The sequence below is a fragment of the Curtobacterium sp. 314Chir4.1 genome (genome assembly GCF_900215175.1).
In the GTDB taxonomy this organism is placed as follows: Bacteria; Actinomycetota; Actinomycetes; order Actinomycetales; family Microbacteriaceae; genus Curtobacterium; species Curtobacterium pusillum_A.
Genome location: NZ_OCMI01000002.1, coordinates 308,688 through 321,714, shown reverse-complemented (window position 1 = coordinate 321,714; position 13,027 = coordinate 308,688). Strand labels below are relative to the sequence as shown.

The 13,027-nt window shown below is 72.0% G+C and carries 11 protein-coding genes; 6 read left to right on the top strand and 5 right to left on the bottom strand.

The features are described 5' to 3' along the window. Nucleotides 1-155: 155 nt before the first annotated feature. From CRP27_RS06445 to CRP27_RS06425, 5 genes are all read left to right on the top strand, one after another. Nucleotides 156-2,177, top strand: coding sequence for an aldo/keto reductase (locus CRP27_RS06445; protein WP_097179893.1), 2,022 nt, complete (start codon nucleotides 156-158; stop codon nucleotides 2,175-2,177). Beyond that, nucleotides 2,156-3,178, top strand: coding sequence for a LacI family DNA-binding transcriptional regulator (locus CRP27_RS06440; RefSeq protein ID WP_097179892.1), 1,023 nt, complete (start codon nucleotides 2,156-2,158; stop codon nucleotides 3,176-3,178). Before CRP27_RS06445 ends, CRP27_RS06440 begins: the two co-directional genes overlap by 22 nt. Before the next feature lie 212 nt (nucleotides 3,179-3,390). Further along, entirely contained in the window at nucleotides 3,391-4,914 is a 1,524-nt protein-coding gene (locus tag CRP27_RS06435; RefSeq protein WP_097179891.1) for an MFS transporter, read from the top strand. Between the two features lie 514 nt (nucleotides 4,915-5,428). Beyond that, nucleotides 5,429-5,920, top strand: a complete 492-nt coding sequence (locus CRP27_RS06430) for a flavin reductase family protein (RefSeq protein ID WP_369680008.1) — start codon at nucleotides 5,429-5,431, stop codon at nucleotides 5,918-5,920. A 44-nt stretch (nucleotides 5,921-5,964) separates the two neighbouring features. Beyond that, a complete protein-coding gene (locus tag CRP27_RS06425; RefSeq protein ID WP_079236628.1) occupies nucleotides 5,965-6,579 on the top strand; it encodes a superoxide dismutase in 615 nt (204 codons plus the stop codon). Nucleotides 6,580-6,685: 106 nt separating this feature from the next. On the opposite strand, the gene CRP27_RS06420 is transcribed toward CRP27_RS06425, so the two are convergent. Next, on the bottom strand, nucleotides 6,686-7,261 hold the full coding sequence (locus CRP27_RS06420; RefSeq protein WP_097179889.1) for a TetR/AcrR family transcriptional regulator: 576 nt from the start codon (nucleotides 7,259-7,261) through the stop codon (nucleotides 6,686-6,688). 161 nt (nucleotides 7,262-7,422) lie between these two features. Here CRP27_RS06420 and CRP27_RS06415 point away from each other — a divergent pair, with 161 nt between their 5' ends. Further along, the gene (locus tag CRP27_RS06415) at nucleotides 7,423-8,397 is read left to right on the top strand and encodes a carbohydrate kinase family protein (RefSeq protein ID WP_176505489.1); all 975 of its coding nucleotides are present in this window, start codon (nucleotides 7,423-7,425) and stop codon (nucleotides 8,395-8,397) included. A 9-nt stretch (nucleotides 8,398-8,406) separates the two neighbouring features. On the opposite strand, the gene CRP27_RS06410 is transcribed toward CRP27_RS06415, so the two are convergent. From CRP27_RS06410 to CRP27_RS06395, 4 genes are all read right to left on the bottom strand, one after another. Beyond that, on the bottom strand, nucleotides 8,407-9,840 hold the full coding sequence (locus tag CRP27_RS06410) for a serine hydrolase (RefSeq protein ID WP_176505488.1): 1,434 nt from the start codon (nucleotides 9,838-9,840) through the stop codon (nucleotides 8,407-8,409). Further along, nucleotides 9,837-11,186, bottom strand: coding sequence for a deoxyribodipyrimidine photo-lyase (locus tag CRP27_RS06405; RefSeq protein WP_097179886.1), 1,350 nt, complete (start codon nucleotides 11,184-11,186; stop codon nucleotides 9,837-9,839). The genes CRP27_RS06410 and CRP27_RS06405 overlap by 4 nt, the downstream gene beginning before the upstream one ends. Then, a complete protein-coding gene (locus tag CRP27_RS06400) occupies nucleotides 11,183-11,692 on the bottom strand; it encodes a MarR family winged helix-turn-helix transcriptional regulator (protein ID WP_097179885.1) in 510 nt (169 codons plus the stop codon). Before CRP27_RS06400 ends, CRP27_RS06405 begins: the two co-directional genes overlap by 4 nt. 282 nt (nucleotides 11,693-11,974) lie before the next feature. Then, a complete protein-coding gene (locus CRP27_RS06395) occupies nucleotides 11,975-12,745 on the bottom strand; it encodes a winged helix-turn-helix domain-containing protein (RefSeq protein ID WP_097179884.1) in 771 nt (256 codons plus the stop codon). Nucleotides 12,746-13,027: the final 282 nt, after the last annotated feature.

Genomic DNA, 13,027 nt, shown 5'->3' with positions numbered 1-13,027 from the left:
GGATGCCCGGAGCGTTCGACCGTGAACGCTCACGAAGTGGTGCAGAGCCTGCCCCGACCGACACGCCGTGTCAAGCACCAACATCATTGCGACGGCGGGAACGGGGCGTTACGGTCGATGCGACCGTGAAGGTTCACGACACGATAGGGATCCGCATGTCAGCGCAGACCGCGACCACCGCCACCAGCACCCAGAACTGGGCCGTCCTCGGGCCGGGCAGCATCGCCCGCCGCTTCCTCTCGCAGCTGTCGTCGAGCACTGCCGGGGCGACCCTCGTGGCCGCCGGCAGCTCGTCGCTCGAGCGTGCGCAGGCGTTCGCGGACGAAGCAGCCGAGCACGGCTTCGCCGACGTCGCCGCCCTGACCTACGACGAGGTCCTCGCCGATCCCCGGGTGCACGCCGTGTACGTCTCCACGGTGCACACCGGTCACGCGGCCCTCGTGCTCGCCGCGCTCGCCGCCGGCAAGGCCGTGCTGTGCGAGAAGCCCCTGTCGCCGAACCACGGCACCTCGATGGCGCTCGCCGACGCGGCCCGCCAGGCCGGCCTGCCGCTCGTCGAGGCGTACATGTACCGCTTCCACCCGCAGACCGCGGTCCTGCTGGACCTCGTGCGCCAGGGTGCGATCGGCCAGGTCACCCACATCGACGCCTCGTTCGCGTTCCGCGCCGGCGGCCGGACCGGGCGGCTGTTCGACGTCGACACCGCCGGCGGCGGCATCCTCGACGTCGGCGGGTACCCGGTGACGATGGCCGCGGCGATCGTGCAGGCCGCCAGCGGCGAGCAGGTGGCCGAGCCGACCGAGCTCACGGCGACGGGGACGCTCGGCCCGACCGGCGTCGACGAGTGGACCGTGGCCGAGCTCACGTACCGGAACGGCATCACGGCGAACCTCCGCACCGGCGTCCGCGTGCAGGACGACAACGCCGTGGTCGTGCACGGCACGACCGGGAAGATCACGCTCACCGACCCGTGGACCCTCGGCGACGACCCGACGATCGAGGTCCGCACCGTCGACGAGGACCCTCGCACGCTCTCGTTCGCGGGCGAGCACCCCTACGCCCGCGAGGCCGACGCGACCACCGCCGCGCTCGCCGACGGCCGGGTCGACGCCCCCGAGTTCACCCTCGACGAATCGCTCGCCGCCGCCCGCACGCTCGACAAGTGGCGTGCCGCGATCGGCCTGCGCTTTCCCTTCGAGGCGGAGACGGCCGACATCCCCACCGTGAGCGGGGAACCCCTGCGGGTGCAGGACGGCAACCCGATGCGCTACGGCGAGGTCCCCGGAGTCGGCAAGCGGATGTCCCGCCTGGTCATGGGCGTCGACAACCAGCCCGACCTGGCGCACGCCAGCGCCGTCTTCGACCTGTTCGCCGAGCAGGGCGGCAACGTCTTCGACACCGGGTACATCTACGGCGGTGGCGTGCTCGAGGGGCGCCTGGGCAAGTGGATCCAGAACCGTGGCGTGCGCGAGGACGTGGTCGTCATCACGAAGGGTGCGCACACGCCGTTCTGCGACCCGGAGTCGCTCACCCGCCAGCTGCTCGAGAGCCTCGAACGCCAGGGCACCGACTACGCAGACATCTACATGATGCACCGCGACAACGAGGACATCCCGGTGGGGGAGTTCGTCGACGTGCTCGACGAGCACCGCCGCGCGGGACGCATCCGCGTGTACGGCGGCTCGAACTGGAGCACCGCCCGCTTCGACGAGGCCAACGAGTACGCCCGCGCGAACGGCAAGCACGAGTTCGAGGTGCTCAGCAACCACTTCGGCCTGGCCGAGGCGTACGACGTGCCGTGGGCGGGGTGTCGGCACGCGACCGACGCCGCGTCGAAGCAGTGGCTCGAGGAGCGTCAGGTCCCGCTCCTGCCGTGGTCGTCCCAGGCGCGCGGGTTCTTCACGGGCCGCGCGAAGCCGGAGGACACGAGCGACGCCGAACTCGTGCGCTGCTACTACTCCGACGACAACTTCGAACGCCTGCGTCGGGCGCGGGAGCTCGGCGAGCAGTTCGGCGTCCCGGCGACGGCGATCGCCCTGGCCTACGTGCTGAACCAGCCCTTCCCGACGTTCCCGCTCTTCGGACCGCGTACGATCGCGGAAGCCCGGTCCTCGATGACGGGGCTCTCCGTCGACCTCACTCCCGAACAGGTGGCATGGCTGGACCTCCGCGACTGACCGACCCGGTCCCCGCCCCCGGCGGCCGGGCGACGATCATCGACGTCGCAGCGGCCGCCGGGGTGTCCCGGCAGACCGTCACGCGTGCCATGAACGGCATGTCCGGGATCAGCGCGGCGACGAAGCAGCGGGTCCTCGCCGCCGCCGAGCGGCTCGACTACCGGCCGTCCCGGTTCGGGCGCGGGCTCGTCACCGGGGGCGACCACCAGCTCGGCCTGGTCGTCAACGACCTCCGGAACCCGTACACGCCGCAACTCGCCTCCGCCGTGTTCCGGCTGGCCGCGGAGCAGGGGTGGAACGTCATGCTCGCCGACGTCGACCTCGCGAGCGACGCGGACCGGATGGTGCAGGCCCTCGGGTCGCAGACGGACGTCGTCATCGGCTACCTCGGCTCGCGCCGTGAGCGGTGGAACGACCTGCTCGGCACGGTGCCGATGGTGGAGCTCGACCCGTCCACCGACCCGCCCACGGCTGCCGTCTGGATCGACCCGGCCGACGCGATCGAGGAACTCGCCGACCACCTCGTGGCGACCGGTGTCCGGCACCCCGTCGTCCTCGACAACTCCTCGCCCGAGCACACCAGCGTGCGCGGCGTGCTGATGGTGGACGCCCTGCGGCGACGCGGGTACCTGCCGGAGCTGGTGCACGCCCCGCACGGCACGGCCGAGTGCGGCGCGGAGGAGACGACGCGGATCCTCCGACACCGACGCCGCGAGGACGCCGTCCTCGCGTTCAACGACGTCATGGCACTCGGCGTGCTGCAGGCCTGCCGACGCGGCGGGGTCGACGTGCCAGGGGACATCCGGGTCGTCGGCGTCGACGGGCTGCCCCTCGGGGGGCTGGTGTCGCCGACGCTCACGACCCTCGCGGTGGACCTCGACGCCGTCGCGCGCGAGGCGCTCGGGCTGGCCCTCGGCATGCTCGCCGGGGAGCTCCCGCGCCACGGCGACGCGGTGCAGCGCACCGTGCGCCACCGCCTGCTCCTGCGCGAGTCGGCCTGACGACTGCGGCCCGCCCTGGGCGGGACCGGGCATCGGACTGGAGGCACGGTGCGGGCTGGCACCGTGCCTCCAGTCCGCTCTTGGTTGCATTTGCAACCATCACCGTCCAGACGGTACACTAACGGAGTCCTGACGGGACGCGTGCCCACCCCGCGTCCCGTCTCGTCTGTTCCGCCGTCGACCTGGTCCGGCTCGAAGTCCCTGGAGTCACCGTGTCCGCCCTGCTCACCAGCCCCGTCCCCACCCCGGTCACCGGCAGCCGCACCCGACGGTTCGCCACGCTCGCCGTGCTCATGCTGCCCGTCCTGCTCATCTCGGTCGACAACACGGTCCTGAGCTTCGCGCTGCCGTCGATCTCGCGCGCGCTGAACCCGGACGCCACCACGCAGCTCTGGATCGTCGACGCGTACCCGCTCGTCCTCGCCGGGCTCCTCGTGGTGATGGGCAGCATCGGCGACCGCATCGGGCGCCGGCGGATCCTGGTGATCGGCGCGACGGGCTTCGCGGTGTTCTCGGTCGCTGCGGCCTTCGCGACCGACGCCTGGATGCTCGTCGCGGCCCGGATCGTGATGGGCGTCTTCGGCGCCATGCTCATGCCCGCGACGCTGTCGATCATCCGCAACGTTTTCGTCGACGCGGGGGAGCGGCGGATGGCGCTCGCCGTCTGGTCGACGATGTTCGCGGCGGGCAACGCCCTCGGCCCGCTCGTCGGTGGCACCCTGCTCGCGCACTTCCACTGGGGTGCGGTGTTCCTCGTCGCGGTGCCGATCCTCGTCGTCATGCTCGTCGCCGTGCCGTTCTGCGTGCCGGAGTCCCGCGACCCGAACCCGGGCCCCGTCGACGTCCCGAGCATGTTCCTCTCCCTCGGCGCCCTGGCACCGACCGCCTGGGCGATCAAGTCCGTCGTGCACCCGGAGGAGCGCGGGTTCGCGATCGCGATGCTCGCCGTCGGTGTGCTCTGCGGGATCGCGTTCGTGCGCCGGCAGCTCCGCTCGCGGACCCCGATGCTCGACCTCCGACTGTTCCGCAGCACTGCGTTCACCGGCAGCGTCCTGATGAACATGGCGGCGATGTTCTCGCTCACCGGGTTCCTGTTCTTCATCGCGCAGCACCTGCAGCTCGTCGCCGGGCTCGACCCGTTCACGTCCGGCATCGTGCTCGTGCCGGGGTCGGTGCTGACGATCGTCGCCGGACTCGTCGTCGTGCCGATCGTCGCCCGGGTCGCACCGCGCTGGGTCGTCGCCGTCGCCCTGCTCTTCTCGGCCGCCGCGTACGCGATGGTCGCCGTGCTCGGCCACGACGCCTCGATCGTGGCGCTGGCGGTCGCGTTCGTGCTGCTCGGCATCGGGATCGGCGCGTCCGAGACCGTGACGAACGACCTCATCATCTCGACGGCACCGGCGGACAAGGCCGGTGCGGCGTCCGCGATGTCCGAGACCGCGTACGAGATCGGTGCGGTCCTCGGCACGGCGGTCCTCGGCACGATCCTGGCGACCGCGTACCGGGCGCACGTCGTGGTGCCCGGTGGCCTGAGCTCGTCGGCGCACACGGCGGCCCAGGAGACCCTCGGCGGCGCCGTGTCGGCCGCGACCTCGCTCGGCGGGTCGGCCGGGCAGGCGCTGCTCGAGTCGGCGCGGGCGGCGTTCGACTCCGGCGTGACGATCACGGCGGGGGTCGCTGCGCTCCTCATGGTCGTCGCGGCGGCCGGTGCCGTCGTGATGCTCAAGCGCCGGTAGCGCGCGGGGTCGCGCGGGGTCGCGCGGCGTCGCACCGTGCGAGCCTGCGACGCGCCGATCCGCAGCGTGCGAGGTTCCGCGCACGGTGCGGGCCTCGGACCCTCGCACCCTGCGGGGGACCTCGCACCGTCCGCGCCGCGCCTCCCACCGTGCGACCCGCAGCGCCCCGGGGTCGCACCGTGCGAGCCTGCGACGCGCACATCCGCAGCGTGCGAGGTTCCGCACACGGTGCGGGCCTCGGACCCTCGCACACTGCGCGGCACCTCGCACCGTGCGCGCCGCGCCTCGTACCGTGCGACCCGCACCCGCAAGCGCCCGCCCCCACCTCGCACCGTGCGCCCAGCACGCACCCAGCGGACGTCACACGAGGTCACACGGCGCGCCCGGGATCGGTCGAACCTGGGAATCGTTGACCTCAACCACGGTTGAGGTCATACGTTGGGACGTGGCCGCGGAGCCGCGGCCCTCCCCATCCGAAGGAACGACCACGACTCCCATGCCCGACGAAGCACCGGTGACCATCGCTGACGCGTACAAGTCCGCCTTCCGCGGGCACCCCGCCGGCGTCGCCGTCATCACGGCCGACGGCCCCGACGGTCCGACCGGCCTCACCGCGTCGAGCGTCGCCAGCGTCGCGATCGACCCGCCCGTGCTCGTCTTCTCGCTGTCCACCAACTCCGGCTCCGCCGGCGTCGTCCTCGGTGCACCGATCTTCGTCGTGCACCTGGTCGACTCCCTCGGCGTCGACCTCGCCAAGCGCTTCGCCGCGACCGGCAGCCCTGCGGCCGACGACCCGATCTGGGGCACGCTGCCCTCCGGGGACCGCTACCTGCCGAGTGCCGCGAGTGCCCTGCGCTGCCGGCCGCTGTCGACCACACCGATCGGGTCGTCCACGGTCGTCGTGGCAGAGGTCCTCGACATCGTCGTCGGCCTCGAGCGCGGCGAGCCGCTGGTCTACCACAACCGGGAATTCCACTCCCTCACCGATCGTTCCCGGCTCTCGTGAGCCGCGGAGCACCGTCCGCCAACCACTGATCGAAAGGAACTCACATGGCTGAGTACACCCTGCCGGAGCTGCCGTACGACTACGCCGCACTCGAGCCGCACATCAGCGGCAAGATCATGCAGCTGCACCACGACAAGCACCACCAGACCTACGTGACGGGTGCGAACACCGCGCTCGAGCAGCTGGCCGAGGCTCGCGAGTCCGGCAACCTGGCGAACGTCAACAAGCTCGAGAAGGACCTCGCGTTCAACCTCGGTGGCCACGTCAACCACTCGATCTTCTGGACCAACCTCGGCCCGGACACGAAGGTCCCGGAGGGCGAGCTCGCCGCGGCGATCGACGAGTTCTTCGGTTCGTTCGAGAAGTTCCAGGCCCAGTTCACGGCCGTCGCCACGGGCATCCAGGGCTCCGGCTGGTCCGTCCTCGCCTGGGACACCGTCGGCCAGAAGCTCACCACGTTCCAGCTGTTCGACCAGCAGGCCAACGTGCCGTTCGGTCTCGTGCCGATCTTCATGCTCGACATGTGGGAGCACGCCTTCTACCTCGACTACCTCAACGTCAAGGCGGACTACGTCAAGGCCGTGTGGAACATCGTCGACTGGGAGAACGTCGCCGCTCGCTTCGCGAACGCGAAGTCGCAGCGCTTCGTCACGCTCTGACGCACACGCAGCGGGTCACGCCGTAGGGGTGACCGACTGACGAACGGGAGGCACGGTGCCAGCTGGCACCGTGCCTCCCGTTCGTCTCGCGTCGGGACCAGGGCGTTCAGGCCGCCGCGAACTGCGCACCGGACACGAGCTTGTGCGCGATCGCGCGCAGCGCGGCGTCGGTGTCGGTGCGTTCGCGGTCGATGATCGTGCCCCACTGCGCGCCCCGAGCCGCGAGGACCGCGCCCTGCGCTGCCCGGTCGGCGTCCACGGTGCCGTAGCCGTGTGCGCGGCACCACGCGGCGATCGCGGTGACCTGGTCGCGGTGGAAGGAGCGCTCGCGGTCGCGGCCGTCGATGGACTCGACCGCGCCGAGTTCGAAGGTGAGTCGTGCGGAGAGGGATCGCTCGGGGTCGTCGAGGCCGCCGAAGACGGCGATGAGGTACTCGGCCAGGGCGAGGTCGTCCGCCGTCGACTCGAGGGTGGTGGTCGAGACGGCTTCGGCGAGGTGCTCCACCACGGCGTCGATGAGGGCTTCGCGCGTGCCGAAGTGGTAGACGATCGGGTACGCACTCGTGCCGAGCACGCGGCCGAGGCTGCGGACGGAGACGTCCTCGAGCTTGGTGTCCTGGAGGTGCTGGGCCACCTTCGCGATGATCGCGGGTTTCAGGGTGGGGTCGGGCTTCCGGGGCATGGCGTCTCCAGCGGGTCGTGGTCCGTACGCGAACGTTCACATACGAGCAGTGAGTATATTACCGGTTCGTGGTCGAGAACTCCAGGAGTGATCCGAACGGGCCCGAGGCTTCGAGAGAGCCAGAAATCGAGGTCTGCTCGTTTCCGCGTAGGATGGGCGGGATGTCCATGCCGTCAGAGCGCCCCGAGGCCCCGTCACGTCCCGACGTGCCCCGGGCCGGACGGGCGGTCGCGGGCCGGCGTCGCGGGGCGGGGAAGCGCTTCCTCGTCGTCGGGGACGTGCTCGACGGCGTCCTGGTGCAGACGACCGCCTCGGTGTTGGGCGACCACGATCCCGTCGCCGTCATCCGGCACCGGCCGACGGGCGCCGCCGGGAACACGGCGACCTGGCTGGGGTGGCTCGGTGCCGAGGTCGACCTCGTCGCCCGGGTCGGTGTCGACGACGTCTACCGGCACGAGCGGGCACTCGCCGACGCCGGCGTCCGTGCCCACATCCGGTACGACGCCCGGTCGGCCACCGGAGCCGTCGTGTCCGTCCGCAACGGGGACCGCAGGACGGCGATGTCCGACCCGGCGGCGAGTGGCGTGCTCTCCGAGGACGACCTGCCGCCCGAGCTGATCGGACGGGCGGACATCGTGCACCTCACCGGCTCGGCCATGCTCGGCGGGGGCGGTGCAGCCCGCATCGCTTCACTGGTCGAGCGGGCGCACACCGGGCCGGCCCGGGTGGCACTCGACCCCTCGTCCGCCGCCGTCGTGGACCGGATCGGCGCGCCCGCGTTCCTCGAGGCGCTCGACGGCGTCGACGTGCTGTTCCCGAGCGAGCAGGAGGCCCTCGTGCTGACCGGCGCCTCCTCGGTGGTGGCGGCGATCCCGATCCTGACCGCCAGGGTGCCACTCGTGGTCGTCACGATGGGCCAGGAGGGCGTGCTCCTCGGTCGCCCGGGGCGCAGCCCGCAGCGTGTCCCGGTCACTCCAGCGACGGTCGTCGACACGCTCGGGGCCGGTGATGCCTTCGCGGCCGGGTTCCTCCGTGCATGGGCGACCGATCCGGTCCGTGTCGGCGCGGCCGCACGCGAGGGCACACGGGTCGCCGCTCGGGCGCTCGGGTTCGTGGGCGGTCGCCCGCCGGTCTGACGCGACGGGTCAGCGTTCGCTGGGCTCGGCCGTCACGGTCAGGGTCTGGACGAGCCCGGCGGCGAGGGGCGCGAGTCGGATCTCGACCCGGAGTCGCCCGGCGGTCCCCGGGAGCCACCAGCGCAGGTGCGACGGGGCCGTCGAGGACTCCTCCACGGGAGCCGCCGACACGTCCGCGCCCACGGCGGCGACCGCTTCGGCGATCGCGCGACACCGACGCTCGTACGGGACGTCCATGGCGACGTTGGGGGTGCAGATCGCGTCCGCCAGGTCGTCGCTCCAGTCGGCCAGGAGGCGCGTGACGGCTCCCTGCGCCGCCCGCGTCGCGGCCGTGGTGCGTCCAGTGCCCGGACGTGCGTCCGCAGGCGCGCGTCCGCCCGCCCCGTCGAGGACGATGTCGAGCGCGCGGTCCGCTGCCGCGGAGACCTTCGCCTGGGTGGCGTTCTCGAACGCGACGACCCCGAGACCGTCCCGCACGGACCACCGCATGTGTGCGGAGAACCCCGGGTAGCCGCCGGAGTGGGACACGAGTTCACCGAACCGGGGGTCCTGCTCGACGAAGAGGCCGAAGCCGTACGCCGTGGGACGGGTCGACGACGGCACGACCGACGCCGGGACGACGCGCATCGCCTGCTGCATGAGTCGTCGGTCGGCCGGTGTGACGGGACCCGGCTCGGGAGCGTCGGTGAACGCCGATGCCAGGTGCGTGCCCCACCGGGCGAGGTCGGCGACGGTGGAGAACAGCCCGCCGATCGACGAGAAGGCACCGGGTCCGGTCAGCGGCAGGGGCTCCCAGTCGCCGGCGTGCGGGCGGACGCCGGTCACCACGAAGCCGCGCGACTCGGCGGCGCTGAAGACGGTGCCGTCGAGGCCGAGCGGGCGGAGCACCCTGTCGGCGGCCACCTGCGGGTACGGCGCACCGGCGACGACGGAGATCACCCGGCCGAGCAGGGCGTAGCCGGTGTTCGAGTAGGCGAACCGCGTTCCCGGGACCGAGTCGAAGAGCAGTCCACCGTGCAGGAGCGCGTCGAGTTCGGCGTCGGAGATCGACTCCTGCCGGTCCGCCCACGGGTCGTCGGTGGGGAAGCCTGCCGCCATCGTCAGGAGCATGCGCAGTGTCGGGACGGGGGAGTCCGGGGTGGGGAGGGCGACGGCGGCGAAGGCCGGCACGAAGTCCGACACCGGGGCGTCGAGGGAGACGAGGCCGTCCGCCACGAGGGCGAGGAGCGTCGCTGCCGTCACGCTCTTCGTGCACGACGCGATCCGGTACACGGTGTCGGCGTCCGGGACCGCTCCGTCGCCGCGGTCCCCGTGCCCGCCGGACGCGACGAGCCCGGTGCGGTCGAACACGCCCCAGACGCTGCTCGGTGCGACGCCCCGTTCGACGCGCTCGCGGAACAGCGCGTCGACGTCCGAGACGACCTGCGGATCGAAGCCGCTCACGACCGACGCATCCGGTCGTACGCGTCGAGTGCCCGCTGCCGGGTCTCCTTGAGGTCCAGCATGGGCTCGGGACGGTCCTGGTCCGCGGGGACCCAGCGGTGCACGTACTCGCGGTGCGGGTCGAACCGCTCGAGCTGCCGGTCGGGGTTGAACACCCGGAAGTAGGGCGCCGCGTCGAACCCGGAGCCAGCGACCCACTGCCAGTTCGCCGCGTTGTTGGCGGAGTCGGCATCGACGAGGGTGTCCCAGAACCACTGTTCCCCGATGCGCCAGTCGACGAGCATGTTCTTCACGAGGAAGCTGGCCGTCGCGAGCCGGACCCGGTTGTGCATCGCACCCGAGTGCCAGAGCTCCCGCATGCCCGCATCGACGAGGTCGAACCCGGTCGTCCCCGTGCGCCAGCGGTCGATCTCGGCGTCGGGGACGTCCCGCCAGGGGAAGGCGTCGAACTCGCGCCGGACGTTCACCGTGGTGATGTCCTCGCAGTGGAAGTACTCGTTCCAGTTGAACTCGCGCCAGGCCAGCTGCCGGAGGAACGCCGAGGCGTTCTTGCGCTGCTCGGGCTCGAGCTGTCCGTGCAGGCGGTGCCAGACCTGGTAGGGGCTGACCTCACCCCACCGCAGGTGCGGGGAGAGGTCGCTGGTGGCGGCCATCGCGGGTTCGTCGCGCTGGTCGTAGTCCTCGAGGGCGTGGTGCACGAAGTGCTCGAGCCGGCGGTGCGCGCCCTGCTCGCCGGGTTCCCAGGCGTCCCGGAGGCCGCCGGCCCAGTCGGGGTGGGTCGGCAGCAGCTCCCAGGCGTCGAGGTCGTCGCTCGCGACCCGGGCCGCCGCGGGGAGGTCGCGCGGTTTGGGCAGCGGATGGCGGGGCTCGGGCATCGCCTGGGCTGCTCGCCAGAACGGTGTGAAGACCTTGTACGGCTCGCCCTGTCCGGTCAGGACGGTCCACGGCTCCCAGAGCAGGCTCGCGGCGAAGCTGTGCGCCTCGGTCCCGCCGTCCGTCAGCGACGACTTGATGCCGGCGTCGAGGTCCCGCTCGGCGCGACCGTAGCGGCGGTTCCAGAACACCGCGTCGGCGCCGGTGTCGGACACGAGGGCGTCGATGGCCTCGGCGGCCGGCCCGCGTCGGAGGACCAGTCGGGACCCGCGCTCGCGGAGTTCGCCGTCCAGCGCGGCGAGAGAGTGGTGCAGCCACCACCGTGCGGCAGCCCCGACCGGACGGATGCCGGGGGACTGCTCGTCGAGCACGTAGACGACCGTGACGTCGTCGCCGTGGTCGATCGCCGCTCGGAGGGCCGGGTTGTCCGCGAGCCGGAGGTCGTCGCGGAGCCAGACGAGTGCGCCGGTCACACCGCGGCCGGGTCCGGGGTGGCCGTCGCGCGTGCGCCGCGACGGGGTGCCGAGGAAGCCGCTCCGATGCGCAGCTTCGTGCAGAGCTCGGTGAGCGTGCGGAGTTCGGCGTCGCTCAGGCCGGCGCCGACCTGGTCGACGATCGTCTGCGCGTGCTGGACCGCCACCGACCGGTAGACGTCGAACCCGTGCGCCGTGAGGGCCACGATGACGCCGCGGGCATCGGTGGGATCCGGCTGCTTCTCGACGATGCCCCGCGCGGTGAGTCGGTCGACGAGTCGGCTGACGCTCGGCTGCGTGAGGAGGAGGTGCCCGGTGAGTTCGCGCATCCGGCACCGGCGACCGGGCTGGGTCGACAGGTTGAAGCAGACGTCGTACTCGTTGAAGGAGATCTCGCCGCCGGGGAACTCCGCGTTGAGTGCCCGCATCACGGTGACCTGGGCGCGGAACAGCGCTTCCCAGGCCGCCACGGCGGTCGCCTTCTCGCTCCGACGTGTCTCGTCCACGATCGCGCTCCCTCCGGTCGTACGGTCATCCCACACTACCGACGGCCTGCGACACGCGATGCCGCTGGCGTGCAGCCATGTCCCCCGGGACGCAGCGAGGGCCGGCCGTCACGGGGACGACCGGCCCTCTCCCTTGCACCAAGAGTTTCCTGCAATCACATTCCGCAGGCGGTGCCACAGCAAACACCGTCTGCACCATCGACTGTATAACGAACGGGTAACGGCGCGCTACCGGTCGCGGCGGTCGTTCGCTGCGAGTTCACCAAGAACGACCGATCAGGATCAGAAGAGGTCGGGCGACGGCGTCGAGGCGTAGCGGACGGCGACGTCAGCGTGGCGGTCGAAGCGGTAGCCGACACCGCGCACGGTGCGGACGATCTCCTCGAAGGCGCCGAGCTTCGACCGGAGACGGCGGACGTGCACGTCGATCGTGCGCTCGTTCGGGGTCTCGTCCTCGCCGTCGGACCACAGGCCGTCGATGATCGCCGAGCGGTCGACGGTCTGGCCCTCGCGCAGGACGAGGAACTGCAGGAGCTCGAACTCCTTGTACGTCAGGGGAGCGGCCTCGCCGTCGAGGGTGACGCGCTTCCGGGAGATGTCGATGACGACCCCGGTCTCCTCGGGCTCGGGCTTCTCGGCCTGCTTGCGTGCGGCCACGGCGGAGCGGTCCTGCAGGGCGAGCCGGACGACGTCGACGTCGCGGCCACCGGACCCCTCGGCCGCGACGGCCACCGCCGCGTACGTCTCCGACGACGGGACGAGCTGTGCGGTGAGGGCCTTGAGCTGCTCGACCACGGCGGCGAGCGTCGTACCGGCGGCGGCGGCCTTCGCCTCGTCGATGCCGACGTACAGCGCGAATCCGCGTGCCTCGGTGCCCTCGGGCAGTGCGCGGTTGCGCTGCGGGGCGACCACCGGGCTGGTCGGCACACCGGCCGCGACGGGCGGGGCGACCGGCTCGCGGCGCGGACGGATCGGGGTCACGGTGCCGAGGTCGGTCGGCGCGGGGGCTGCGGTGCGGAGGGTGGTGCGGGGCTGAGCAATGGTGAGCGACATGGCGGTTCTCCGGGCGATGTGGCTGCGGGCACGAGTTGGTGCCGCGGCCGTGTCGAATGCGTCGGTCCGGGTACGGCGAGTGCCGTGGTGCCCTGCGGTCCTGCTGCGGACCGGGGCCGACCCGGGGGTACGGGAGACAGACCTCGTGACGTGGTGCGCGTCGTCGACGTGGTCGTCACCCGGGGATCACGCTCGCGCGACGGGGGTGGTGTCGCGGGGGATCCGGCTGGAACGGGTGCCGATCAGGCACACATTCGACAACGCATGACGGCCATGGCCGGC